The 25,700-nt window shown below is 58.8% G+C and carries 16 protein-coding genes and 1 tRNA gene; 15 read left to right on the top strand and 2 right to left on the bottom strand.

Features of this window, described 5'->3' with window-relative positions; translation table 11 throughout:
- Positions 1–95 precede the first annotated feature (95 nt).
- A complete protein-coding gene (locus AVI_RS14770) occupies positions 96–1,145 on the top strand; it encodes a hypothetical protein (RefSeq protein WP_015917102.1) in 1,050 nt (349 codons plus the stop codon).
- Between the two features lie 60 nt (positions 1,146–1,205).
- Here the strand turns inward: AVI_RS14770 and hisN are convergent, their stop codons facing one another.
- Both hisN and AVI_RS14780 read right to left on the bottom strand, forming a co-directional pair.
- Positions 1,206–1,979: a histidinol-phosphatase gene (gene hisN, locus AVI_RS14775; protein WP_015917103.1), complete on the bottom strand. Its 774-nt coding sequence runs from the start codon at positions 1,977–1,979 to the stop codon at positions 1,206–1,208.
- Between the two features lie 352 nt (positions 1,980–2,331).
- Positions 2,332–3,228: an N-formylglutamate amidohydrolase gene (locus AVI_RS14780; RefSeq protein ID WP_015917104.1), complete on the bottom strand. Its 897-nt coding sequence runs from the start codon at positions 3,226–3,228 to the stop codon at positions 2,332–2,334.
- A 299-nt stretch (positions 3,229–3,527) separates the two neighbouring features.
- On the opposite strand from AVI_RS14780, the gene cpdR1 reads away from it, so the two are divergent.
- From cpdR1 to AVI_RS14850, 14 genes are all read left to right on the top strand, one after another.
- A complete protein-coding gene (gene cpdR1 / locus AVI_RS14785; RefSeq protein WP_015917105.1) occupies positions 3,528–3,893 on the top strand; it encodes a response regulator CpdR1 in 366 nt (121 codons plus the stop codon).
- A 264-nt stretch (positions 3,894–4,157) separates the two neighbouring features.
- Positions 4,158–4,232 (top strand) — tRNA-Val (locus AVI_RS14790).
- A 203-nt stretch (positions 4,233–4,435) separates the two neighbouring features.
- Entirely contained in the window at positions 4,436–5,578 is a 1,143-nt protein-coding gene (locus AVI_RS14795) for a mechanosensitive ion channel family protein (RefSeq protein WP_015917106.1), read from the top strand.
- A 271-nt stretch (positions 5,579–5,849) separates the two neighbouring features.
- Entirely contained in the window at positions 5,850–7,277 is a 1,428-nt protein-coding gene (locus AVI_RS14800; RefSeq protein ID WP_015917107.1) for a mannose-1-phosphate guanylyltransferase/mannose-6-phosphate isomerase, read from the top strand.
- A 283-nt stretch (positions 7,278–7,560) separates the two neighbouring features.
- A complete protein-coding gene (locus AVI_RS14805) occupies positions 7,561–10,905 on the top strand; it encodes a transglutaminase family protein (protein WP_015917108.1) in 3,345 nt (1,114 codons plus the stop codon).
- A gap of 254 nt (positions 10,906–11,159) precedes the next feature.
- Positions 11,160–13,556 carry a circularly permuted type 2 ATP-grasp protein gene (locus AVI_RS14810; protein WP_085946638.1) on the top strand — a complete coding sequence of 799 codons (2,397 nt, stop codon included), beginning with the start codon at positions 11,160–11,162 and terminating at the stop codon, positions 13,554–13,556.
- Between the two features lie 14 nt (positions 13,557–13,570).
- On the top strand, positions 13,571–14,449 hold the full coding sequence (locus AVI_RS14815) for a transglutaminase family protein (RefSeq protein WP_015917110.1): 879 nt from the start codon (positions 13,571–13,573) through the stop codon (positions 14,447–14,449).
- A 154-nt stretch (positions 14,450–14,603) separates the two neighbouring features.
- Positions 14,604–15,941, top strand: coding sequence for a VWA domain-containing protein (locus AVI_RS14820; protein ID WP_139192608.1), 1,338 nt, complete (start codon positions 14,604–14,606; stop codon positions 15,939–15,941).
- 92 nt (positions 15,942–16,033) lie between these two features.
- Positions 16,034–16,246 carry a hypothetical protein gene (locus AVI_RS14825; protein WP_015917112.1) on the top strand — a complete coding sequence of 71 codons (213 nt, stop codon included), beginning with the start codon at positions 16,034–16,036 and terminating at the stop codon, positions 16,244–16,246.
- A gap of 316 nt (positions 16,247–16,562) precedes the next feature.
- Complete coding sequence (locus tag AVI_RS14830) at positions 16,563–19,031, top strand: glycogen/starch/alpha-glucan phosphorylase (protein WP_015917113.1); 2,469 nt, start codon at positions 16,563–16,565, stop codon at positions 19,029–19,031.
- Complete coding sequence (gene glgB, locus AVI_RS14835) at positions 19,031–21,280, top strand: 1,4-alpha-glucan branching protein GlgB (RefSeq protein ID WP_015917114.1); 2,250 nt, start codon at positions 19,031–19,033, stop codon at positions 21,278–21,280. Before AVI_RS14830 ends, glgB begins: the two co-directional genes overlap by 1 nt.
- Before the next feature lie 74 nt (positions 21,281–21,354).
- Complete coding sequence (gene glgC / locus AVI_RS14840; RefSeq protein ID WP_015917115.1) at positions 21,355–22,620, top strand: glucose-1-phosphate adenylyltransferase; 1,266 nt, start codon at positions 21,355–21,357, stop codon at positions 22,618–22,620.
- A 5-nt stretch (positions 22,621–22,625) separates the two neighbouring features.
- Entirely contained in the window at positions 22,626–24,062 is a 1,437-nt protein-coding gene (gene glgA / locus AVI_RS14845; protein WP_015917116.1) for a glycogen synthase GlgA, read from the top strand.
- Between the two features lie 7 nt (positions 24,063–24,069).
- Positions 24,070–25,698, top strand: a complete 1,629-nt coding sequence (locus tag AVI_RS14850) for an alpha-D-glucose phosphate-specific phosphoglucomutase (protein WP_015917117.1) — start codon at positions 24,070–24,072, stop codon at positions 25,696–25,698.
- The last annotated feature ends 2 nt before the right edge of the window (positions 25,699–25,700 follow it).

The raw sequence follows: 25,700 nt of genomic DNA on the forward strand, positions 1-25,700 counted from the left end.
TTCAGAACATCAATAATGTACATATTCGTATTGTTTAGCGAGAACGGGCGCGGACCGTCAGCGCCGACTTTGCTTTTTCTGGGAGGAGAAAGATTATGAATGCGCCTAAGAAATGGATCCAGAACGAAATCCAATCTCTGGATCCGGAGAAGGACTATGTGCGGATCTGGCGGCTGTCGAGCAGCTATGGCCTCAACGACTTCATGCAGAATTTCATCTATGCACTGACCTTCCCGAATTTTGTTGTCACGGAATGGGGTGCGCAGGTGGTCTGGCGCGAGGATGGCGGCAAGGTGGTGGATCGCTCCACCAGCCGTGTCGAGCAGACCGGCAGCGCCAACGCCCTGTGGTGGTTCTATGGCCCGCACGATGAGCGGACCAAGAAATCGGTCGAGGGCATTAACAACCTTCATGCCTATTGGGCAAGGCAATATCCGGGTGCGTTTTCCTACAATGAAGATTATATTTACACGTGTGCCTTCACAGCGGTAACCATGCATCGCCTGCGCTTGCGCATGGGGCTGCCAGGGTTTTCGGAAAAGGAACAGATCGCCGCCCATCGGTTCTGGCTGGAAATGTCCAAGCTGTTCGTTGCCGAGAACAATCAGCCGCTGCATGGCTATCCCGAGGATTTCGCGGGGCTGATCACCTATTGCGAGGCGATAGAAAAGACGGACAGGCCGAAGCCCGAGCGCGGCAACCTGATCACGACAGCGATTCACGAACAATTCGTGTTCCGCTTTTTCCCCAAGGAAATGCATTGGCTCGGGCACCAACTCATCCGCTCCCTGTCGCTGCCCACGACCCTTGAGACCATGCAGATCGAACCTGCCTATCCCATGGCGCAGGAGGTTCTACCCAAATTGATGGGCCTGATTTTCTGGTATCTGGAAACCCAACTGGACGATCCGACGGAAAGCTATATCGAATCACGCGACAAACTGAGCAAGGATGAAAAGGCAGACATCAAAGCCGGCATCCGAGCCCTCGATAAGGCGTTTCCAGAGCATTACGTTTCGCTCTACAAGGACGATCCGAAATTTGCCGGATGTCCGTTCCATGCCAGCCTAAAGATGTCCGAGCAGCAGGGCGACGTTCCCAACGAAATCCAAGCCATCGAAAGCAAAGTCGCAGTGCTTGGCTAAACACAACGACACAATAGAATGCTACCGGTGGCCATGGAAATTCATGGACACCGGTGGCGATCAATCGACCAAAATCGCGCGCGCCTGCTCGTAGACAGCGGCAGAACTGGCGGCGATGATCTTGCCACCCGCTTCCGGCCGTTCACCCTCCCACGTGGTGATAATACCGCCCGCCTGTTCGATAATCGGAATCAGCGCGCCGACATCGTAGGGCTTCAGCCCCGTTTCGATCACCAGATCGACAAAACCTGCCGCCAGCAGCGCGTAGGCATAGCAATCCACGCCGTAGCGCGTCAGTTGGACCTTGGCCCGCACCGCATCGAAACGCGGCCGCTCGCCTTCCAGAAAAATATCCGGCGAGGTGGTGTAAAGCACCGCATCCGAGAGGCCCTTGCAGGCCCGCGTTGCGATCTGCCGCTGGCCATCAGGTCCGCTGTACCAGGCTTTCTCCCCATCGGCAAAATAACGCTCGCCGGTAAAAGGCTGGTCCATCATGCCCATCACCGCGTGGCCGTTTTGCTGAAAACCGATCAGCGTTCCCCAGGTGGGCAGACCGGAAATAAACGCCCGTGTTCCATCGATCGGATCGATCACCCAGACACAATCGCGGCCAAGGCCGACATTGTCATGTTCCTCGCCCAGAATGCCGTGATCGGGAAACTCTGCCTCGATCAGCGCGCGGATCGCGGTTTCCGCTGCCTTATCGCCTTCGGTGACGGGATCATAGCCGCCCGCATCCTTGTTGACGACATCCAGCATTGAGCGAAAGCGTGGCAGTGTCTCGGCCTTGGCGGCCTCGGCGAGGCTGTCGAAAAACGTCTTCTCGGGGCGCATGCGGCTTCCTCAATAAGGTGAACGTGGACGTTTCTTACGGCATAAAACGCCGGATCGGAATTCGCTCCAGCATAAATTTATCAGGACGACAGGCAGAGCGCCGATTTGCACGCCACTCGAGCATTTCCTTGATGCAAATGCCTAAATAATAATCATGATTAAAAAAATGTCAAAATCGACTTGACATTTGTGCAATGCAAAATATGATACGTCTTACAGTCTTTCGACTGTAAATACCCTCCTTGGGTGTTTCCTCCCTAGACTTGCCGCGCCTCGAGCGCGGTTTTTTTTGCCTTATCGCGCCACGCATCACATGGTCGGAAAACCGGTTTCCACTTTTCGGAACGATGCACTATTCGGCGGCGAGCGCGCCATCGCCGAGGCCGGGCGTGGCAATGCCTTTTGAAAGCTCCGCCATCTGACCAATGAACCGCGACAGCACGGCTGCAAGCGAGGCGAAATCCGGTCGCTTTTCCAATGTTGCCTCATCGACATACAGTGCGCGGTTGATTTCGATCTGTAGAGCATGCAGGCCCCTGGCGGGACGGCCGTAATGTTCAGTGATGAAGCCACCGGCATAGGGCTTGTTGCGCACCGCCGTAAATCCGAAATCGCTGAGCACCTGCATGGCGGCATGGGTCAGTTCTGCCGAAGCACTGGTGCCATATCGGTCGCCAATGATGAAATCCGGACGAATGGCACTGCCGCTCAGCCGAATATTGCCCGGCATCGAATGGCAGTCGATCAGAATAGCCGCCCCAAAACGGGCATGAGTGCGGGCAATCAGCCGGCGCAGGCAGGCGTGATAGGGCTTGTAGATCGTCTCGATCCGGGCAATCCCCTCATCCACGCTCAACCGCTCCCGGTAGATTTCCATATTTTCGGCGACAATCCGCGCAATCGTGCCGAGCCCTCCGGCAACACGTACCGAATGGGCATTGACGTAAGGCGGCAGGGGGCCCGAAAACATCTTCGGATCGAGCTCATAAGGCTCGCGATTGACATCAATATAGGCGCGTGGAAATTTCGCGTAGAGCAAGGGGGCGCCGTGGTCGGGTGCCGCTGCAAACAGCTCATCGACGAAATGATCCTCCGAACGGCGGATGGAAAGGCTGTCCAGGCGCGAACGGGCGAGAAACTCCTGTGGATAATCTCTGCCGCTATGGGGGGAATTGTAAACAAAGGGAATGCTATGCTGTTCGGGTTCGCGCACGTCAAACAGCTCGAAATCGTCGCGTTCCGGCTGCATCTCACCCCTTCTTTACCAAATCAGCAATTCATAATGAAACATATGTTGCCAGTTGCCCACCGCGAAGTCCATACTGCATTAATCTTGAAGCCGGATACGGCATGATAAGAGAATCATGCAGCACTTATGCAGCAGTTATAATGTGCTACAGCGACCTGTCTGCGCCGCCAAAGACGCGGACAGGTCGCTGTAGTGGCGAAAAATCACACCCGGCTTTCCCGTCTTCACCTGCTGTTTACACGGGCTGGAATATCTGGGAAAGCTTAACACCATGATCCCAGTTGAGTAACGGTCCAGCAATGACTCAGAAAATACTTCTTGCCGAAGATGACAACGACATGCGCCGCTTCCTGGTGAAAGCCCTGGAAAAGGCCGGATACAAGGTATCCTCCTATGACAATGGCGCCAGCGCCTATGACAGGCTTCGGGAAGAACCCTTCTCGCTGCTCCTGACCGACATCGTCATGCCGGAAATGGACGGCATCGAGCTGGCCCGCCGCGCCACCGAACTCGACCCGGACCTCAAGGTGATGTTCATCACCGGCTTTGCCGCCGTGGCATTGAACGCCGATTCCAAGGCGCCCAAGGATGCCAAGGTCCTGTCCAAGCCCTTCCACCTGCGCGACCTGGTAGACGAGGTCAACAAGCTGCTGACCGCCGCCTGAGACCGCCTGGTTCCAAGAACTAAGCCACCCAGATTGGAATCCTCCAATCGACCACGATTTGCGACCATCATGCGTCGCATCGCAAGCGGCTCGGCAAATGATGCATGCGCCAGGTTCTGGCGCATGGTAGATCACGACAGTGAGGCGCTTGCGCGTAAACCCGGAAAAGCCAGCGGATACAACCGCTTGCCGAATTCTTGATCCAAACCGCGCAATAGCTATTGACGGAACCGGCGGTTTCATGGTTTACCCCCGCCATCGGATGGGCGTGTAGCTCAGCGGGAGAGCACTACGTTGACATCGTAGGGGTCACAGGTTCAATCCCTGTCACGCCCACCATCCGATTTTCTTCCCTTTTAGAGCATTTGAATGCCATTTCGGCTTGTCGATGACAGGCCTGGTTCCGATTATGAACATGGGCCGGTTCACCGTGGCCTGCTGGCTCGCTCGCCATCGTGACCAGAGCCTTAAGAACCGTTACCGGGCAAGTTTTTTGCCCTTTCCCTATTTTCTATACCGCATTGCACCCTAGATGGGTTTGGATGCAGACTATTTTTGAAACATTGCAACATGCCGTCGCATGGATGCCGGATTGGGCTGTTTCCCTTTGCGTCCTGCTTCTTGCTTTTCTGGTGGGCATGTTAATTCAGCACTTCGGCTTCCGCATGCTGACGCGGCTGACGGAAAATCGCGATCTTTTCTGGCGCTCACTGGTGCAGCGCACCCGACGACCCTTGCGGCTTGCCATCCTGACCTGGACGCTCTCCATCGGCGTGACTGTCGCACCTCTAAGTGATGTGGCAGCCAATATCGTGCGCCATGCTTTGCTGCTGTGCTTCGTCATCGTTGTCGGATGGATGACCCGCACCGCCCTGCATATCTGGGTCACCGTCTATCTTCGCCGCTTCAAGCTTGATGCCGAAGACAATCTACTAGCCCGCAAGCATGTCACCCAATCCCGCATCATGGAAAGGGTGGCCGCTACCGGCATCGTCGCCCTCACCGCGGCAGCCGTTCTGATGTCTTTTCCGGCGGTGCGCCAATATGGGGTCAGCCTGCTGGCTTCGGCGGGTGTCGCGGGTATCGTTCTCGGTCTCGCCTTACAGCCGATGCTGAAAAATCTGTTTGCCGGGCTGCAATTGGCCATCACTCAGCCGATCCGCATCGATGACGCGCTGATTGTTGAAGGTGAGTTCGGTCATGTCGAGGAAATAACCGCCACCTATGTGGTGGTGAAGCTCTGGGATTGGCGAAGACTGGTCCTGCCGCTCAATTATTTCATCGAAAAACCTTTCCAGAACTGGACCCGCGAAGGGGCGGCGCTGATCGGCACGGTCATGCTCTACATGGACTATTCCGTTCCGGTCTCCACACTGCGCCGAAAAACCGAGGATATCGTCAGGTCAGCGCCGTTGTGGGATGGAAATGTCTTCAACCTCGCCGTCACCGACCTGAAGGATCAGGTGATGGAAATTCGCATTCTGGTGTCCGCCGCCAGTGCCGGAAAGGCTTTCGACTTGCGCTGCTATGTGCGCGAAAAGCTGATGGACTTCATCCAGAAGGACTATCCCGATGCCCTGCCACGCCTGCGCATTCACCAGGAAAAGCCAGAGGCGTTGAAGGACGGGTCGATGTCACCGATCCAAGGCAGAGCGACCGCACGGTCGGAGAAGATAGACGCCTGACACCAGAGCGATCAACCGCCAACGGGAATGACCATTGTCTGCGATAATGGGCTTTTCAGCGCCATTTTTCACTCCCTTGCTGATCGAGAACGCAATCCTCTCCGATTCGTGGAATTATTCAGGTACCGCTGATGAAGCGCTTGGATGTTTTGCAGAAAAATGCAACAACCCCTTCACGCCAGACCCAGCACCAGGCTGGAGCGCTGCCACGCCTTTCGCCACACGATCCTTCTGGATTGCGGCTGCGCGCTTTCTGCAGAAAGGACCGAGAATGACCGATAAAATCGTCCCCGTCATCATGGCAGGCGGCAAAGGCACACGGTTGTGGCCGCTATCGCGCGCCACCGCCGCCAAGCAGTTCCTGAAAGTGGTGGGCGAGGAAACGCTTTTTCAGTCCACCTTGCAGCGCGTCAGCGATACCAGTCTTTATGAAACGCCGTTGGTGGTGACCAATGAGGAGTTTCGATTCCTGGTCGCCGAACAGGCCCGCGAACAGGGCGTGGCGCTATCAGGCATCCTGCTGGAGCCGGTGGCGCGCAACACGGCAGCCGCCATTGCCGTCGCCGCCCGCGTCGTTGCGGAACGATTCGGGCCTGATGCGGCCCTGCTCGTGCTGGCGTCCGACCACGCCATCACCGTCGATGCCGTCTATCTTGCCTCGATCACGGCTGCGGCCACCGCCGCACGGAGCGGCAAGCTCGTCACGTTCGGCATTACCCCCACAGAACCGGCCACCGGCTATGGCTATATCGAACTGGGTGCCGATCTCGGTAACGGCGCCCATGCCGTCAGCCGTTTCGTCGAAAAGCCGGATGCACAAAAGGCACAGGCTCTGATCGATGCCGGAAACTACTATTGGAACTCCGGCATGTTCCTGTTTTGCGCGACAAATATCATCGACGAACTGGAGCGCTACGCGCCAGAGGTGATGGCCGCCGCGACCGAGGCTGTCGCCAAGGCCACCAAGGATATCGATTTTATCCGGCTCAATACCGAGGCCTTTACCGCCGCACCGTCGATTTCCCTCGATTATGCGGTGATGGAAAAAACCGCCAATGCCGCCGTCGTCCCCTCCGCCATCCAATGGTCGGATCTCGGCAGCTGGGACGCGGTGTGGAAGATCGGCGAAGCCGATGCCGACGGCAATGTCGTCAAGGGCAATGCCACCGTGCACAATACCCGCAATTCACTGGTTATCTCACGCAACAGTCATCTGGCCGTACAGGGCATGGACGGCGTCGCGGTGATTGCCAGCGAAGATGCCGTTTTTGTTGGTCGGTTGGACGAGGCCCAGGAAGTCGGCAATCTGGTCAAGCTTCTGGCCAGCGACAAGAAGACGGCAAACCTCACCGAGACCCACCCGACCTCGCTGCGGCCCTGGGGCGGCTATACGTCGATCCTCAACGGTGACCGGTTCCAGGTGAAGCGGTTGTTCGTCCATCCTGAAAAGAAACTGTCGCTGCAAAAGCACTTCCATCGGTCCGAACACTGGATCTGCGTGCGCGGCACCGCCGAAGTAACGATCAACGACAAGGTGACCATGCTTTATGAGAACCAGTCGATTTATATTCCGCAAGGGGCGGTGCATCGGCTCGGCAATCCCGGCAAGATCATGCTGGAAATGATCGAAATCCAGACCGGCTCCTACCTGGGTGAGGACGATATCGTCCGGCTGGTGGATGAGTTCGGTCGCACCTGACGGGTTTAACGAGGTTGGACACGGCAGGCGGCTTGCCCTGACGTCATGCTCGGTCTTGTGCCGAGCATCTAACCTTGGCTGACCATTTGATACCGTCGAAAATTCCTACGCCAGAGCGTTTCGAGCAAAGGTGCCAACAACCGTGGGTCGGGCGACGGTTTGCAGCCTGCCAAATCACTGCCCAACAAATTCCCAAGAAGCTGACTTGCTTTATTTCTGTGCATTGCACAAGATCAGGCACAATCAGAATGGCATTAGGTCCGGACCACGGACGAGGGGTTTCATGGCGATCAAGGCAAGCATTTATCATCTCACCCATTATAAATATGACACGCCGATCCGCCTGGGGCCGCAGATCATTCGCCTGAAACCGGCGGCCCATTCCAGAACAAAGGTTCTGAGCCACTCCCTCAAGGTCACGCCCGAAAATCACTTCGTCAATCTCCAGCAGGACCCCTACGGCAACTATCTGGCCCGTTTCGTGTTTCCCGATCCGGTCACCGAGTTCAAGATCGAAGTCGATCTCACCGCCGATATGAGCATCTACAATCCCTTCGATTTCTTCACGGAGGAAGAGGCCGTTACCTGGCCGTTCGAATACCCGGAGGATATCCGCGAGGATCTGGCGATCTACAAAAAACCGGAGCCGGACAGCCCCGCCCTCGATTCCTATCTCAAGACCCTGGACATGACGCCGGGCCAAGGCACGGTCGATATGATCGTCGCGCTCAATGCCCGCCTGCAAAGCGAAATCGGCTATGTCATCCGCCTGGAGCCGGGCGTGCAGACACCGGATGAAACGCTGACCTCGGCGCGTGGCTCCTGCCGAGATACCAGCTGGCTGCTGGTGCAGATTCTCCGGCATCTGGGCATTGCCGCCCGCTTCGTCTCCGGCTATCTGATCCAGCTGAAGCCGGATCTGGAAGCGCTGGATGGCCCCTCCGGCACCAAGGTGGATTTCACCGACCTGCATGCCTGGGCGGAAGCCTATATTCCCGGCGCCGGCTGGATCGGCCTGGACCCGACCTCCGGCCTGATGACCGGCGAAAGCCATATTCCACTGGCCGCCACACCGCATTACAAAAACGCCGCCCCGATTTCCGGCGGCTATTTCGGGCAAGCCAAGACCGATTTCGACTTTGATATGAAGGTGACACGGGTTGCCGAGCATCCGCGCATCACCAAGCCGTTTTCCGATGAAAGCTGGGAAGCACTGAACGCGCTTGGCCTGAAGGTCGATGGCGATCTGAAGGCCCATGACGTGCGCCTGACCATGGGCGGCGAACCGACCTTCGTGTCGATCGACGATTTCCAGTCGGCGGAATGGAATACCGATGCGGTTGGCCCGACCAAGCGGGCGCTGGCCGATCAGTTGATCCGCAAGCTGCGTACCCGCTTTGCCCCCGGCGGCTTCCTGCATTACGGGCAGGGTAAATGGTATCCGGGTGAAAGCCTGCCACGCTGGACCTTCTCGCTCTACTGGCGCAAGGACGGCAAGCCGATCTGGCATAATCCGGACCTGATTGCCACGGAGACAGCCGATACCAATGTGAGCCATGAGCAGGCCCAGGCGCTGATGGCCGGCATTGCCACCGAGCTGGAGATCGAGCCTGACATGATCCTCCCGGCCTATGAAGATCCCGCAGCCTGGATCATCAAGGAAGGCAGCCTGCCGGAAAATGTCGATCCGTCCAATTCCAAGCTGGAAAGCCCCGAAGAGCGCGCCCGCATCGCCAAGGTGTTCGAGCGCGGCTTGACGATCCCGACCGGCTATATCCTGCCGGTCCAGGCCTGGAACGCCAAGGCCAGCGGTCGGCGCTGGATCAGCGAGAAATGGCGCACCCGGCGCGGCAAGATCTTCCTGATTCCAGGCGACAGTCCCGTTGGCTTTCGCATGCCGCTCGGCACCCTGCCCTATGTGCCACCCTCGCAATATCCCTATATTCACACGGCGGACCCATCCATCCCACGCACACCGCTGCCGGATTTCGGCCCGGATGCCCGCGAAGGCCGGGCGCTGTCGGAAGCCTCGCGCAAAACCAGCGACGCCCAGCAGGACCGCAACGAACAGAATATTGCCGGCTCAACCGGTGACATAACCGGCGCCGTGCGCACCGCCATGAGCGTCGAGCCGCGTGATGGCCGGCTCTGCGTGTTCATGCCGCCGGTGGAGCGGATCGAGGACTATCTGGAACTGGTAGCCGCCGCCGAGACCGCTGCGCACAATCTCGGCCTGCCGATCCACATCGAAGGCTATGCCCCACCGCAAGACGAGCGCATCAATGTCATCCGCGTCGCCCCCGATCCTGGGGTTATCGAGGTCAACATCCACCCCGCCGATAGCTGGCAGGATTGCGTGGCCACCACCGATATCATCTATGAAGAGGCCCGCCAGACGCGGCTTGGCGCCGATAAGTTCATGATCGATGGCCGCCATACCGGCACCGGCGGCGGCAACCATGTGGTGGTTGGCGGCGCCAATCCCGGCGACAGCCCGTTCCTGCGCCGCCCGGATCTGCTGAAAAGCCTGGTCCTGCATTGGCAGCGCCATCCGGCTTTGTCCTATATGTTCTCGGGCATGTTTATCGGCCCGACCAGCCAGGCGCCACGCTTTGACGAGGCCCGCCATGATACGCTCTATGAGCTGGAAATTGCGCTGGCCCAGATCCCCATGCCAGACAGTGGCGCGGCCCCGCCTTTGCCCTGGCTGGTCGACCGGCTATTTCGCAACCTGCTGACCGATGTCACCGGCAATACGCATCGCTCGGAAATCTGCATCGACAAGCTGTTTTCGCCTGACGGTCCAACGGGGCGGCTGGGTCTGGTTGAATTCCGTGGCTTTGAAATGCCACCGAATGCCCGCATGTCGCTGGCCCAGCAATTGCTGGTGCGGGCGCTGATCGCCAGGTTCTGGAAGAACCCGATCGGTGGAAATTTCGTGCGCTGGGGCACGGCATTGCACGACCGCTTCATGCTGCCGCATTATCTCTGGCAGGATTTTCTCGAAGTGTTGTCAGACCTGCGCGAACACGGCTTCGACTTCAAGCCGGAATGGTTTGCCGCCCAGCTGGAATTCCGCTTCCCCTTCGTCGGACAGGTAGAATACGAAGACAGCAAACTGGAGCTGCGCCAGGCGCTGGAGCCCTGGCATGTGATGGGCGAGGAAGGTGCCATCGGCGGTACGGTGCGCTATGTCGATAGTTCCGTTGAGCGTTTACAGGTCAAGCTGGAGACCGCCAATCCCGAGCGCTACACCATTGCCTGCAATGGCCGCCGTCTGCCGCTGAAGAAAAGCGGCACAAATGGCGTGGCCGTCGCCGGTGTTCGCTACAAGGCCTGGCAACCGGCATCAGGCCTGCATCCGGTCCTGCCTGTAAACACACCGCTAACATTCGACGTTTATGATATATGGACAGGGCGGTCGATCGGTGGTTGTGTGTATCATGTCGCGCATCCCGGTGGTCGCAGTTATGATACTTTCCCTGTGAATGGCAATGAAGCGGAGGCTAGGCGGCTTGCGCGGTTCGAACCCTGGGGCCATACAGCCGGATCGTATCCGCTGTGGCCGGAAGCCGTCTCGCCGGAATTTCCGCACACATTGGATTTGCGGCGACCACATGGGATCTAAGCATGTCGCGTAAAAGTGTGAAACGGTTTTACGGCAACGACATGCTTCAGCAAGAAAGCATGTCGCGTAAAAGTGTGCAGCGGTTTTACGAAGACGACATGCGTCAGCAAGAAAGCATGTCGCGTAAAAGTGCCTAGCGGTTTTACGGAGACGACATGCGTCAACAAGAAGCCATGTCGTTCCGGTAAACATGCGAAACCGTTTTACGAGAATGACATGCTTCGGCAGGAATGAAGATGACCAAGCGTACGGCCATGGAGATGGACAGGCTGGAGAAGGACCCCGGAGCGGCGTTTGCCGATGGCTATCGGTCCTTGCCCGGTGCCGCCGATGAAATGCTGGACCGGGACGGCAATATCCGTCCGGTCTGGCAGACTTTCGTCGCCGCCATCAACGGCATGGATGAAGAGCAATTGCACGAGCGCTTTGCCCGTGCCGACCGCTATCTGCGCGATGCCGGGGTCTTCTATCGTGCCTATGGGTCTGCCGGTCCCACCGAGCGGGCCTGGCCGTTCTCCCATATTCCGGTGCTGATCGCCGATGCCGAATGGCAGGTTCTGGCGCGCGGCCTGGTGCAGCGGGCCGAATTGCTGGAACAGGTTGTCACCGATATCTACAGCGATAACAGGCTGGTGCAGGAAGGCTTCATTCCGCCGGCACTGATTGCCGCCAATGGCGAATTTCTGCGGCCTCTGGTCGGGGTGAAACCAGCAGGTGGCCATTACCTGCATTTCTGTTCCTTCGAGATCGGCCGTGGGCCAGATGGCGCCTGGTGGGTGCTGGCCGACCGCACCCAGGCACCTTCTGGCGCGGGCTTTGCGCTGGAAAACCGGGTGGCGACGGCGCGGGCCTTTTCCGATATCTATGCCGAAACCCATGTCCACCGGCTTGCCTCGTTCTTCGGGGCATTTCGTGATGCGCTTCAGGGCCACAAACAAAGCCCTGATGACCGGATCGCCGTGCTGTCCCCCGGCCCGGCCAATGAAACCTATTTCGAACACGCCTATATCGCCCGCTATCTCGGCATCATGCTGCTGGAGGGCGAGGATCTGACCGTTGTCAACGGCAAGGTGATGGTGCGCACCGTGGCCGGGCTGAAGCCGATCGGGGTGCTCTGGCGTCGTCTGGATGCGGCCTTTGCCGATCCGCTGGAACTGAACCAACTCAGCCATATCGGCACACCGGGCGTGGTGCAGGCGCTGCGCAACCAGGCGGTCACTTTCGTCAACGCGCTCGGCTCCGGCATTCTCGAAACCCGGGCGCTGATGGCCTTCCTGCCGACCATCTGTCGGCATCTGCTGGGTGAGGACCTGTTGTTGCCCTCAATTGCCACCTGGTGGTGCGGGCAAAAACAGGAACGCGACCATGTCGCCCACAATATCGAGAAAATGGTGATCGGTCCGGCCTATTCCCGCCAGCCGTTTTTCGACGACAACAGGCAATCGGTGCTCGGCGCGACCTTGCGGGAAACCGCCCAGCACTCGATTGCCAGCTGGCTGGAAACCGACGGCGCCAAGCTGGTCGGTCAGGAAGCCGTGACGCTCTCCACCACCCCCGCCATGGTCGATGGTAGACTGCAACCGAGGCCGATGAGCTTGCGGGTGTTTGCGGCACGCACCAAGGACGGCTGGCAGATCATGCCGGGCGGGTTTGGGCGGATCGGCAGCGGCAGCGATGTGGCGGCGATGGCCATGCAGGCCGGCGGGTCTGCCGCCGATGTGTGGATCGTTTCCGAAAAGCCGGTCGAGCGGATCACGCTGCTGCCAGCCGAAGAACAATTTACCCGCAACATGCCAGGCAGCCTGCCCAGCCGCGCCGCCGACAACCTGTTCTGGCTTGGTCGCTATATCGAGCGGGCCGAAGGGGCGCTGCGAATCCTTCGTGCCTGGAATGCCCGCTTTGCCGAAACAGCTGATCCGAAACAGCCGCTTCTGGCCTTTGTCAGCGAATATCTGGAAGCACTGGACATCAATACAGACCAGGGCGTGCCGGAAAGCCTGCTCGGCAATATCAACAGCGCGGTCTATTCCGCCAGCAATATCCGCGACCGGTTCTCGCCGGATGGCTGGCTGGCGCTGAATGATCTGGCCAAGACCGCGCGCCGCTTTCACGAAAAGATCAAGCCGGGCGACGACGCCTCGCATGCCATGACCATCCTGCTGCGCAAGCTGGCGGGTTTTGCCGGTCTGGTGCATGAAAACATGTATCGCTTCACCGGCTGGCGCTTCCTCGCCATCGGCCGCTATCTGGAACGCGGTATGCATATGACCCGGTTGCTTGGCCATATGGCGGGGCAGGACGCACCAGACGGGGCGCTCGACATGCTGCTGGAGATTGGCGACAACGTCATGACCCATCGGCGGCGCTATAACGTCAACACCGCCCACCTGACCGTGACCGATCTTCTGGCGCTCGACCCGCTCAACCCGCGCTCCATCCTGTTTCAACTCAACGAGATCCACAACGAAGTGGAACAATTGCCCAATGCCAAGGTCAACGGCCAGATGTCGCGATTCCTGCGCGAAACCGTCCGGCTGCACTCAAGCGTGGCGGTAATGACACCGGAAATGATGACGCCTGATATCTACAATCATCTGGAAAAAGAACTGGAATTGCTGTCAGATCTTTTGGCGCAAACCTACCTCGGATGAGCAAAGACATATCGATGCTGTACGATCTGACACTGCATATGGGCTATGATTACGATGTGGCCGCCGCTGGTGGACGCCATATCCTGCGCATCATGCCGATCTCGCTGCCGGAGCGGCAAAGGCTGATTGCCGGTTCGATTTCCATCGAGCCGCAGCCGGATGAACGGACCGGTTTTGCCGATTTTTTCACGCATCCCGCCACGACTTTCGCCTATCGCTCTTCCCATGACACACTGGATATCCGCCTTCAGGCTCGTATCCAGGTGGATAGCCAACCGTTCACTGCGGATTTTTCGCCACTGCTCGAACGGCTAGCCGTCGAGCTTTTCGAATATTGGTCGCTGGAGCCAGCCTCCCCGCATCATTTCACCGGATCGAGCCCACGGCTGCCTGAAAACCCCGATATTGCCGCCTATGCCCGCTCCATCGTGAAGCCCGGCATGACCGTGCGCCAGATTGCCGAACAACTTTGCGCCCGCATCCACAAGGATTTCAAATACGACCCCAAGGCCACCACTGTCGATACCACCCCGAAACAGGCCTTTGCGCTGAAAAAGGGCGTCTGCCAGGATTTTTCCCATATCATGATCGTGGCGCTGCGCAGCCTCGGCATTCCCGCGGGCTATGTCAGCGGATTCCTGCGCACCATTCCGCCGCCGGGCAAGGAACGGCTGGCAGGCGCCGACGCCATGCATGCCTGGGTCAGGGTATGGTGCGGCAAAACCGTCGGCTGGGTCGAGCTGGACCCGACCAATGATATTGCCGCCGGCACCGACCACGTCGTCGTCGCCTATGGCCGTGACTATTCCGATGTCGCACCCGTCATCGGCGTGCTGAAAGGCTATGGCAATCACACGACCGTCCAGGCGGTGGACCTGATTCCGATTGGCTGACGAGGCAAGTGTCGCCTCCGTTTCAACCGCACTATTTCAGGAATAGGTTGCATTTGAGCAACCCCATTAAGCCAGTTGCAAGCAGTGTGTCCTATCAATTCCTCAGCAGCGATGCGGATCGTCAAGCCACGGTCCTGTTGCAGGAAACACGACCGTGTGCTTTCGTTTCGTTGAAGAGATGACAAGTGCCGGATCAACGTCACGGATGGACATGATGGTCATTTCGGCGCTTAACCCTGGTTTGCGTGCCTGTCGTTTACTCGCCACGAAAGCGCGGCAAGCCGGTGCTTTGGCATGCCGCCTGCTCAGGCATAGCGGCGGCAATTTCGGCATGATGACGGCGGTTCTGCTGCCGGTTTCCATCGGCGTGGCAGGTCTGGCGATGGACGCGACCGAGATGGTGCAGTCGAGAAGTGCCTTGCAAAGCTCGGTGGATGCCGCAGCCCTTGCCGCCGCCTCGGCGATGAGCAACGGCATGAGCGAGGCCGACGCCATTGCCCTTGCCAAGAGCTTCCTTTCCTCGCAGCTGGCCAATACCATGGCCAGAGACGAAAACACCAGTTCGGTGGACCAGATCACACAGGCGGAACCGGATATTTCCGTCAAGACTACCCAGGTCAACAGCTCATCGACCTCCTATGACGTAGAACTGACAGGCAGCTACACCATAACGATGAACCCGCTTTCGAGGGTTTTGGGCTGGGAGACCGTGACGCTGAAAGCCTATGGCAAGGCCCAGGCCGCGACCACGGCCTCCGAAAGCCCGCTCTCGATGTATCTGGTGCTCGACCGGTCAGGCTCGATGAATGATGAAACGGCGACGACCTACACGGGGACCTGCACCAAAACCACGACGTCTGGCTATGGGTGGAACAAGAAGACCACGACGACGAGCTATAGCTGCACGAAAAACTACACGAAGATCGAATCCCTGAAGCTGGCCGTCGCCGATCTGGCCGCACAGCTCAAGAAGGCCGATCCAAACAGTGAATATGTACGCACCGGTGCCGATTCCTACAATGCCAGTGCCGATACCGCCCAGGCGATGAGCTGGGGAACCGCCAATGTCGTCACCTACGTCAACGCGCTCAGCGCTACCGGCGGCACCGATGCCAGGGGCGCGCTGAGTGCTGCCTATAGCGCGCTGCAAACATCCAACAAGACAGAGATTACCGCCCATAATGTATCAAGCGTCAGCAAGATCGGCCGCTACATTGTGTTCATGACGGACGGCGAAATGACCGGCAACAGCAGCAGCTGGAGCTCCAGCATCGACTCTGCTGTGCGCAGCCAATGCACCAGCATCAAGGCCGACGGCATCCAGATCTATACGGTTGCCTTCATGGCACCAGCCAATGGCAAGTCGCTGCTCAGTGCCTGTGCCAGCGACGCCTCGCACTATTATGAGGCGACCGATGCGGCAAGCCTTGTCGCAGCCTTCGGGGAAATCGGCAAGAAAGCGACCTCCACCTCGACCCGCCTGATGAATTGATTTTGGCAGGTCAAAACCAGGCCAGGCCAAGATGTCTGGAACTTTCCGCCTCTGGCCAGCCTTTAGCCTCCTTGAACCACAAGGAGAAAGTCATGGAAGACACACCGTCGCTGAAACTGGCAAAACGTTATCTCGAACTGGGCGGCACCCGGACATTGAAGATGGATGACAACATCACCGATACCCGCAAATGGGAAGGCGAACCGGCGGAAGCCGCCAAATTCTGGGCGGAAAATATCGAGGTGCTGGAAGCGGGCGAGCGCAAGCAGGTCGAGGACTTTCTGCCGTCTATGAACGACAAGTAGCGAGGCGGATGGCTTGCGGGCTGGCCATATCCTTGCGGCCCATCCCGAACATACCTCAATTATCGCAGGCCCCCTTAGCTTTCGTGATGACGCAAAGGGCGAAGTATTGGCACAAAGTGCGGACGCTAGAATAATCCCAAGAATAATCCGGGGCTTAACTGAGCCATAAAAACACGAAGCAACGACTGCTCTTCAAAAAAATACGCTGTTGCAACTATTCGCCAAGGATGCATACACTGCATGTGCCGGTGGTTGGCAAACCGCATGACCATCGGTCTCGCGCCCTGCCCTTTCCTCCTCACCATGTGGCGAAGTCATGAATGAAACTCATCCAAAGGCCGATCTTCCCCTTCCAACACCCCGCGTCTCCAATCCGGAAACGCTTGCCGCCGAAATCATCGAGCGGCTGACCTATGGTATCGGCAAGGATGCGAAGGTTGCCAAGCCGCATGACTGGCTGACCGCCACCATCCTGGTGGTGCGTGACCGCATTATCGACAAGTGGATGGAATCCACCCGCCAGACCTATGCCACAAATGCCAAGCGGGTCTATTATTTGTCGCTGGAGTTTCTGATCGGCCGGTTGATGCGCGATGCGATGACCAATCTCGGTCTGGTCGAGGAGATCAAGGCAGCGCTGGAATCGCTCGGCGTCGATCTTGGCATCATCGCCGGGCTGGAGCCCGATGCGGCGCTGGGCAATGGCGGACTTGGCCGTCTGGCTGCCTGCTTCATGGAAAGCATGGCGACCGTAAATATCCCGGCCTATGGCTATGGTATTCGCTACGTCCATGGCCTGTTTCGCCAGCAGATGGCCGATGGCTGGCAGGTGGAACTACCCGAGACGTGGCTCGCCCACGGCAACCCCTGGGAATTTGAGCGGCGCGAAAGCTCCTATGAAGTCGGCTTTGGCGGCGGCGTCGAGACCGCCTCGAACGGCACCAGCGGCGAGGAAATCCGCCACGTCTGGAAGCCAAGCGAGCGGGTGATTGCCACTGCCTATGACACGCCGATCGTCGGCTGGCGCGGCGAGCGCATCAACACATTGCGTCTATGGTCGGCCCAGCCGATTGACCCGATCCTGCTCGACGCCTTCAATGCAGGCGACCATATTGGTGCGTTGCGTGAAAGCAACCGGGCCGAAAGCCTGACCCGTGTTCTCTACCCGGCCGATGCGACCGCCGCTGGCCAGGAATTGCGATTGCGGCAGGAATATTTCTTCTGCTCGGCCTCGCTACAGGACATCGTCCGGCGTCATCTCCAGCACGGCAATGCGCTGATCGACCTGCCAAAAAAGGTGGCGATCCAGCTCAACGACACCCATCCTGCCGTCTCTGTCGCTGAACTGATGCGGCAATTGACCGACGTCCATGGCATGGATTTCGACACCGCCTGGGATGTGACCCGCGAGACCTTCTCCTATACCAACCACACGCTGCTGCCCGAAGCGCTGGAAAGCTGGCCGGTACCGCTGTTCGAGCGGCTGTTGCCGCGCCATATGCAGCTGGTCTACGCGATCAACGCCAAATGCCTGGTGGAAGCGCGCAAGCAGAAGAATTTCACCGATCTGGAAATTACCAGCCTGTCGCTAATCGATGAAAGCGGCGACCGCCGGGTGCGGATGGGCAATCTGGCCTTCATGGGCTCCCATTCGATCAACGGCGTCTCGGCCCTGCATACCGAGCTGATGAAGGAAACGGTGTTCGCCACCCTGCACAAGCTCTACCCGGACCGGATCAACAACAAGACCAATGGCATCACGCCTCGTCGCTGGCTGATGCAGTGCAACCCCGGCCTGACCTCGCTGATCCGCGAAGCCATCGGCGACGACTTCCTCGACGACGCCGAAAAGCTGACCGCGCTGGATGCCTTTGCCAAGGACAGCGCCTTCCAGCAAAAATTTGCCGCCGTCAAGCGGGCCAACAAGGAGCAACTGGCCAATCTGGTTGCCAGCCGCATGGGCATCAGGCTTGACCCTTCGGCGATGTTCGACATCCAGATCAAGCGCATCCACGAATACAAGCGCCAGCTCTTGAACATCATCGAGACCGTGGCGCTGTATGACCAGATCCGCTCGCATCCGGAACGCGACTGGGCACCGCGCGTCAAGTTGTTCGCTGGCAAGGCGGCACCGAGCTATCACAATGCCAAGCTGATCATCAAACTGGCCAATGACGTGGCGCGGGTCATCAACAATGATCCCTCGGTGCGCGGCCTGCTGAAAGTGGTGTTCATTCCCAATTACAATGTGTCGCTGGCCGAGGTCATGGTGCCAGCAGCCGATCTCTCCGAACAAATTTCCACCGCCGGCATGGAAGCATCGGGAACCGGGAACATGAAGTTCGCGTTAAACGGTGCGCTGACCATCGGCACCCTGGATGGGGCCAATGTGGAAATGCGCGATCACGTCGGAGAAGACAATATCTTTATCTTTGGAATGACTGCGGAAGAGGTCGGCAAGGTACGTGCCGAGGGGCACACCCCGCGCCCGATCATCGAACGGTCGCGCGAACTGTCCCAGGCGCTGGCCGCCATTGCGTCCGGCGTGTTCTCGCCTGACGATCGGGACCGGTTCGCCAGCCTGGTGGATGGGCTCTATAACCATGACTGGTTCATGGTGGCTGCCGATTTCGATGCCTATGCCACAGCCCAACGTCAGGTGGACGCGGTCTGGACCAACCAGTCCCTCTGGCAATCCAAAGCCATTCTGAATACGGCCCGCATGGGCTGGTTCTCCTCCGACCGGACGATCAGACAGTATACGGCCGACATCTGGAGAGCCTGATGAAGAAAACAACCAGGCAGACGCAGGTATCAGCCGAGAGCGGCCATCCGCCCTCCGCTGACCACCTGTCTTCTGCCGAGATCGAAGCCATCGTCGCCGGCCTGCACACCGATCCGTTTTCGGTGCTCGGCGTTCATGCCGGAGCGAATGGGTTCATTGCCCGCTGTTTTGTGCCGGGCGCCGAAAGCATTACCGCGCTCACGCTCGACGGCAGCCTTGCCGGAGAGCTGGCCTGTCTTGACCCAGCTGGCTTTTTCGCCGGTCCGGTGGCGATCAAGACCCAGCAGCCAGTGCGCTACCGCGCCTGCCGGGGCGATGTGGAATGGTCGCTGACCGATCCCTATAGTTTCGGCCCGGTTCTCGGACCCATGGACGATTACTTCCTGCGCGAAGGGTCGCATCTGCGGCTGTTCGACAAGATGGGCGCCCATCCGATCAAGCATCAGGGCGTTGATGGCTTTCATTTCGCCGTCTGGGCGCCAAATGCAAGACGGGTCTCGGTGGTCGGCGATTTCAATGAATGGGATGGCCGCCGCCATGTGATGCGGCTGCGCCGCGATACCGGCATCTGGGAGATTTTCGCTCCTGATGTTCGTCCGGGTTCGGCCTATAAATACGAGATCATCGGCGTCAATGGCGAGCTTTTGCCGCTGAAGGCCGATCCTTTCGCCCGCCGCAGCGAGTTTCGCCCGCAGACCGCTTCTGTCACCGCCGCCGAGCTTTCCCAGGACTGGGAAGATGCGGCACATCTGGCCCATTGGGGCAGCATCGACAAGCGCCGCCAGCCGATCTCGGTCTATGAGGTCCATGCCGGTTCCTGGCAGAAGCGTGCGGACGGCACCTTCCTTAGCTGGGACGAGCTGGCGGAACGGCTGATCCCCTATTGCACCGAGATGGGCTTTACCCATATCGAATTTCTACCCATCACCGAACATCCCTACGATCCGTCCTGGGGCTATCAGACAACAGGTCTTTATGCGCCGAGTGCGCGGTTCGGCGAGCCGGAAGGCTTTGCCCGTTTCGTCAACGGCTGTCACAAGGTTGGCCTCAGCGTCATTCTCGACTGGGTTCCGGCCCATTTCCCGACCGATGCCCATGGGCTGCGCTTTTTCGACGGCACCGCTCTTTACGAGCATGAGGATCCGCGCAAGGGCTTCCACCCCGACTGGAACACCGCCATCTACAATTACGGGCGGATCGAGGTTCTCTCCTATCTGGTCAACAATGCGCTGTACTGGGCGGAAAAATTCCACCTGGACGGCGTGCGGGTCGATGCGGTCGCCTCAATGCTCTATCTCGACTATTCCCGCAAGGAAGGCGAGTGGATCCCCAATGAATATGGCGGGCGGGAAAACCTGGAGGCGGTGCGCTTCCTGCAAAAGATGAACGAGCATCTCTATGGCGCCCATCCGCAGGTGATGACCATTGCGGAGGAAAGCACCTCCTGGCCGAAAGTGTCCCAGCCGGTCCACGAGGGCGGGCTTGGATTCGGCTTCAAGTGGAACATGGGCTTCATGCACGACACTTTGAGCTATTTTGCCCGCGATCCCGTGCATCGCAAGCATCACCATCATGAAATCACCTTCGGGCTGATCTATGCCTATAGCGAAAATTTCATGCTGCCGATTTCCCACGATGAAGTGGTGCATGGCAAAGGTTCGATGATTGCCAAGATGCCTGGAGACGATTGGCAAAAATTTGCCAATCTTCGCGCCTATTACGGCTTCATGTGGGGTTATCCCGGTAAAAAACTGCTGTTCATGGGGCAGGAATTTGCCCAATGGAGCGAATGGAGCGAGGAGCGGTCGCTGGACTGGAACCTGCTGCAATATCCGCTGCATGAGGGCATGCGCCGTCTGGTGCGTGATCTGAACTTTACCTATCGCAACAAGCCGGCGCTGCATGCCCGCGATTGCGAGGGCGAAGGCTTCGAATGGCTGATCAGCGAGGATGCCGATCAATCGGTCTTTGCCTGGCTGCGCAAGACGCCCGGTGAACGGCCGGTGGCTGTGATCGCCAACCTGACGCCGGTCTATTACCAGCGTTACGACGTGCCGCTGCCGGTGGCAGGCCGGTGGCGGGAAATCCTCAATACCGATGCCGAGATCTATGGCGGTAGCGGCAAGGGCAATGGCGGCCGGGTGGAGGCCGTACTCGATGCGGCAACCGCCTCTGACAAGGCGCCATGGGCGCACGCGACGCTATCACTGCCGCCGCTGGCAGTGATCATGCTGGAGTTGGAACAGTAGAGTTTGTCAGGTTCATATTGAAACAGACAATCTCTCGGACGAATACGTATTTTAGACATGCGGGAGGAGATTGCATGACGCCGACAAAGAGAATTCAGCCGCTGGCGCGCGATGCCATGGCGTATGTACTGGCCGGCGGACGGGGCAGCCGCCTTAAGGAGCTGACCGACCGGCGGGCAAAACCCGCCGTCTATTTCGGTGGCAAAGCCCGGATCATCGATTTTGCCCTGTCGAATGCGCTAAATTCCGGTATTCGCCGCATTGGCGTCGCCACCCAGTACAAGGCCCATTCGCTGATCCGCCACATGCAGCGCGGTTGGGATTTCCTGCGGCCCGAGCGCAATGAAAGCTTCGACATCCTGCCCGCCAGCCAGCGCGTTTCCGAAACGCAATGGTATGAAGGCACGGCAGATGCCGTCTTCCAGAACATCGATATTATCGAGCCCTATGGCCCGGAATATATGGTGATCCTGGCGGGCGACCACGTCTATAAGATGGACTATGAATTCATGCTCCAGCAGCATGTTGACAGCGGTGCCGATGTCACGATTGGCTGCATGGAAGTGCCGCGCATGGAAGCCTCGGCGTTCGGTGTCATGCATGTCGATGACAAGGACCAGATCATTGCCTTCGTCGAAAAGCCCGCCGATCCACCGGGCATTCCCGGCAACGAGACCATGGCGCTGGCCTCGATGGGCATTTACGTGTTCCACACCAAATTTCTGATGGATTGCCTGCGCCGCGATGCCGCCGACCCCAATTCCAGCCGGGATTTCGGCAAGGACATCATTCCCTATATCGTCGAGCATGGCAAAGCCGTGGCGCATCGCTTTGCCTCCTCCTGCGTGCGCTCGGATTTCGAAAAGACCCCCTATTGGCGCGATGTCGGCACCATCGATGCCTATTGGCAGGCCAATGTTGACCTGACCGACATCCTGCCGGAACTGGACATCTACGACAAATCCTGGCCAATCTGGACCTATGCCGAAATCAATCCACCGGCAAAATTCGTCCATGACGATGAAGGCCGCCGCGGTTCGGCAATTTCCTCTCTCGTCTCGGGGGATTGCATCATATCCGGCTCGACGCTCTATCGCAGCCTGCTGTTTACCGGGGTTCGCGCCAATTCCTATTCGAGGTTGGAAGGCGCCGTCATTCTGCCCAAGGTCACTATTGGCCGTCATGCCCGCTTGACCAATGTGGTGATCGATCATGGCGTCACCATTCCCGAAGGGCTGATCGTCGGCGAAGACCCGGAAATCGACGCCAAGCGCTTCCGCCGCAGTGAAAACGGTATCTGCCTGATCACCCAGGCAATGCTGGACAAGCTGGAGCAATAGCCCACATGAACATCCTGTCCGTTGCATCGGAAGTCTATCCGCTGATCAAGACCGGCGGTCTCGCCGATGTGGCGGGCGCCCTGCCCCTGGCGCTCGAACCCTTGGGCATAAAAACCAGAACCCTGCTGCCGGGCTATCCGGCAGTCCTCGCCAAGCTCGGTAACATGGATGTGCTGCTGCATATGCCTGATCTTCTAGGCGAGCCTGCAACCGTGCTTTCGGCTCGGCATGAGGGCTTGGACCTGCTGATCCTCGATGCGCCAACGCTCTACAATCGGCCAGGCGGCCCTTACGTCGATAGCGATGGTCGTGATTTCGCCGATAACTGGAAACGGTTCGCGGCGCTGTCGCTGGCAGGTGCCCGCATTGCCCAAGGTGCGCTGGATGATTGGCGGCCCGATCTCGTCCATGTCCACGACTGGCAGGCCGCCCTGGTGCCTGTTTATATGCGCTATGATGAGAAGCCGGAAATTCCGAGCCTCATCACCATTCACAACATCGCCTTTCAGGGGCAATTTTCCAATGACATCCTCCCGGCTCTCGGTCTGCCGGACCATGCGCTGTGGGAAGCGCTCGAATATTACGGCACGCTGGCTTTTCTGAAAGGCGGCATTGCCACGGCCCACGCCATCAGCACGGTCAGCCCGTCTTATGCTGAGGAAATTCTCGATCCGCATTTCGGCATGGGCATGGAAGGGCTGATCGCCAGCCGCGCCAATGACCTGTTCGGCATCGTCAACGGCATCGATACCGCCGTCTGGAACCCCGATGGGGACGGGCTGATCGCCTCCCCTTATAGCGCAGCTGCCCTGCGCAAGCGGGTCGCCAATCGCGAAGCACTCACCCGGCATTTCGGCCTCGACGATGATGCGGCACCGATTTTCTGCGTGATTTCCCGCCTCACCTGGCAAAAGGGGATGGACGTGCTGGCCGAAGTCGCCGACGATCTCGTCGCAGCCGGCGGCAAGCTGGTCATTCTCGGCTCCGGTGATCCGGCCCTGGAAGAGGCCTTGCAGGCGGCGGCCAGCCGTCATCCGGGCCGGATCGGCATGGTGATGGGCTATAACGAACCGCTGTCGCATCTGATGCAGGCGGGTGCCGATGCCATCCTCATTCCATCGCGATTTGAACCTTGCGGCTTGACCCAGCTTTACGGCCTGCGCTACGGCTGTGTTCCGGTGGTGAGCCGCACCGGTGGTTTGAATGACACGGTCATCGACGCCAATGCGGCAGCACTTGCGGCAAAGGCTGCCACCGGCATACAGTTCGCCCCGGTCACGGTGGCGGGTTTGCGACAGGCGGTACGCCGGGCAATCCGCCTCTTCGACGACAAGAAACTATGGTATCAGATCCAGAAGCAGGGCATGAAAGCAGACGTATCCTGGACAGCAAGCGCCCAGCGCTACGTCGATGTTTATAACCGCCTCCTCGGAAAAGGCTGAAACACGCATGATTATTACGGTTCCAACCAAACCCTATTCGGACCAGAAACCCGGCACGTCGGGTCTGCGCAAGAAGGTGCCCCAATTCCAGCAGGAGCATTACGCCGAAAACTTCATCCAGTCGATTTTCGATTCGCTTGAAGATTTCAAAGGCAAGACGCTGGTGATTGGCGGCGATGGCCGGTTTTACAACCGTGAAGTCATCCAGAAAGCCATCAAGATGGCGGCGGCCAACGGCTTTGGCCGGGTGCTGGTCGGCCAGGGCGGCATTCTCTCGACGCCAGCGGCCTCCCACATCATCCGCAAATACAAGGCTTTCGGCGGCATCGTGCTGTCGGCCAGCCATAATCCCGGCGGCCCGACCGAAGATTTCGGCATCAAATACAATATCGGCAATGGTGGGCCAGCGCCCGAAAAGATCACCGACGCGATCTACACCAATACCAAGACCATCACCGCCTATAAGACGGTGGAAGCCGCCGACATCAATCTCGACCGGATCGGCTCGTTCGATCTCGGCGAAATGACTGTTGAGGTCCTCGACCCGGTTGCCGATTATGCCGCGCTGATGGAGACATTGTTCGATTTCGCCGGTATCCGCAATCTGTTCAGCCTCGGCTTCCGCATGGTGTTCGACGCAATGAGCGCGGTCACCGGTCCCTATGCCAAGGAAATCCTCGAAAACCGCCTGGGCGCGCCTGAGGGCACGGTGCGCAATTTCATTCCGCTGCCGGATTTCGGCGGTCATCATCCCGACCCGAACCTCGTTCATGCCAAGGAGCTTTATGACGAGATGATGGGAGCAGATGCGCCCGATTTCGGCGCAGCCTCCGACGGCGACGGCGACCGCAACCTGATCATCGGCAAAGGCATTTTCGTCACGCCGTCAGACAGTCTGGCCATTCTGGCCGCCAATGCCAATCTGGCGCCCGGTTATTCCGGCGGCATTGCCGGCATTGCCCGCTCCATGCCGACCAGTGCCGCTGCCGACCGCGTCGCCGAACGGCTGAAGATCGGCATGTACGAGACCCCGACCGGCTGGAAATTCTTCGGCAACCTGCTCGACGCCGGCAAGGTGACGATCTGCGGCGAGGAAAGTGCCGGAACCGGCTCCAGCCATGTGCGCGAAAAGGACGGGCTCTGGGCCGTGCTGCTCTGGCTGAACGTGCTGGCCAGCCGGGGCGAAAGCGTGCAGGACATCGTGCGCCAGCATTGGGCCTCCTATGGCCGCAATTTCTATTCCCGCCACGACTATGAGGAAGTGGATTCGGATGCCGCCAATGGCCTGGTGGACGCGCTGCGCGCCAAGCTTGCCACCCTTCCCGGCACCATGATCGGCGCATTGAAGGTCGAAAAGGCAGATGACTTCGCCTATCACGATCCGGTCGATCATTCCGAGAGCAAGAAGCAAGGCATCAGGGTGATGTTCGAGGGTGGCTCGCGGGTGGTCTTCCGCCTGTCCGGCACCGGCACGTCGGGTGCAACTTTGCGCGTCTATATCGAACGCTATGAGCCAAACTCATCCAACCATGGCATCGAAACGCAGGAGGCACTCGCCGACCTGATTGTTGCTGCCGAGGACCTTGCCGGTATCAAGGCCCGCACCGGCCGCGACGCCCCGACCGTGATCACCTGATC

It is taken from the genome of Allorhizobium ampelinum S4, assembly GCF_000016285.1.
In the GTDB taxonomy this organism is placed as follows: Bacteria; Pseudomonadota; Alphaproteobacteria; order Rhizobiales; family Rhizobiaceae; genus Allorhizobium; species Allorhizobium ampelinum.

Excerpts from the sequence above, each read along its gene's own strand:
- hisN (WP_015917103.1), bottom strand. The coding sequence starts at position 1,979 with ATGCGCCCCGAGAAGACGTTTTTCGACAGCCTCGCCGAGGCCGCCAAG.
- cpdR1 (WP_015917105.1), top strand. The coding sequence starts at position 3,528 with ATGACTCAGAAAATACTTCTTGCCGAAGATGACAACGACATGCGCCGC.
- glgC (WP_015917115.1), top strand. The coding sequence starts at position 21,355 with ATGACGCCGACAAAGAGAATTCAGCCGCTGGCGCGCGATGCCATGGCG.
- AVI_RS14825 (WP_015917112.1), top strand. The coding sequence starts at position 16,034 with ATGGAAGACACACCGTCGCTGAAACTGGCAAAACGTTATCTCGAACTG.
- AVI_RS14805 (WP_015917108.1), top strand. The coding sequence starts at position 7,561 with ATGGCGATCAAGGCAAGCATTTATCATCTCACCCATTATAAATATGAC.
- glgA (WP_015917116.1), top strand. The coding sequence starts at position 22,626 with ATGAACATCCTGTCCGTTGCATCGGAAGTCTATCCGCTGATCAAGACC.
- AVI_RS14800 (WP_015917107.1), top strand. The coding sequence starts at position 5,850 with ATGACCGATAAAATCGTCCCCGTCATCATGGCAGGCGGCAAAGGCACA.
- glgB (WP_015917114.1), top strand. The coding sequence starts at position 19,031 with ATGAAGAAAACAACCAGGCAGACGCAGGTATCAGCCGAGAGCGGCCAT.
- AVI_RS14780 (WP_015917104.1), bottom strand. The coding sequence starts at position 3,228 with ATGCAGCCGGAACGCGACGATTTCGAGCTGTTTGACGTGCGCGAACCC.
- AVI_RS14810 (WP_085946638.1), top strand. The coding sequence starts at position 11,160 with ATGGAGATGGACAGGCTGGAGAAGGACCCCGGAGCGGCGTTTGCCGAT.
- AVI_RS14850 (WP_015917117.1), top strand. The coding sequence starts at position 24,070 with ATGATTATTACGGTTCCAACCAAACCCTATTCGGACCAGAAACCCGGC.
- AVI_RS14770 (WP_015917102.1), top strand. The coding sequence starts at position 96 with ATGAATGCGCCTAAGAAATGGATCCAGAACGAAATCCAATCTCTGGAT.
- AVI_RS14830 (WP_015917113.1), top strand. The coding sequence starts at position 16,563 with ATGAATGAAACTCATCCAAAGGCCGATCTTCCCCTTCCAACACCCCGC.
- AVI_RS14815 (WP_015917110.1), top strand. The coding sequence starts at position 13,571 with ATGCTGTACGATCTGACACTGCATATGGGCTATGATTACGATGTGGCC.
- AVI_RS14795 (WP_015917106.1), top strand. The coding sequence starts at position 4,436 with ATGCAGACTATTTTTGAAACATTGCAACATGCCGTCGCATGGATGCCG.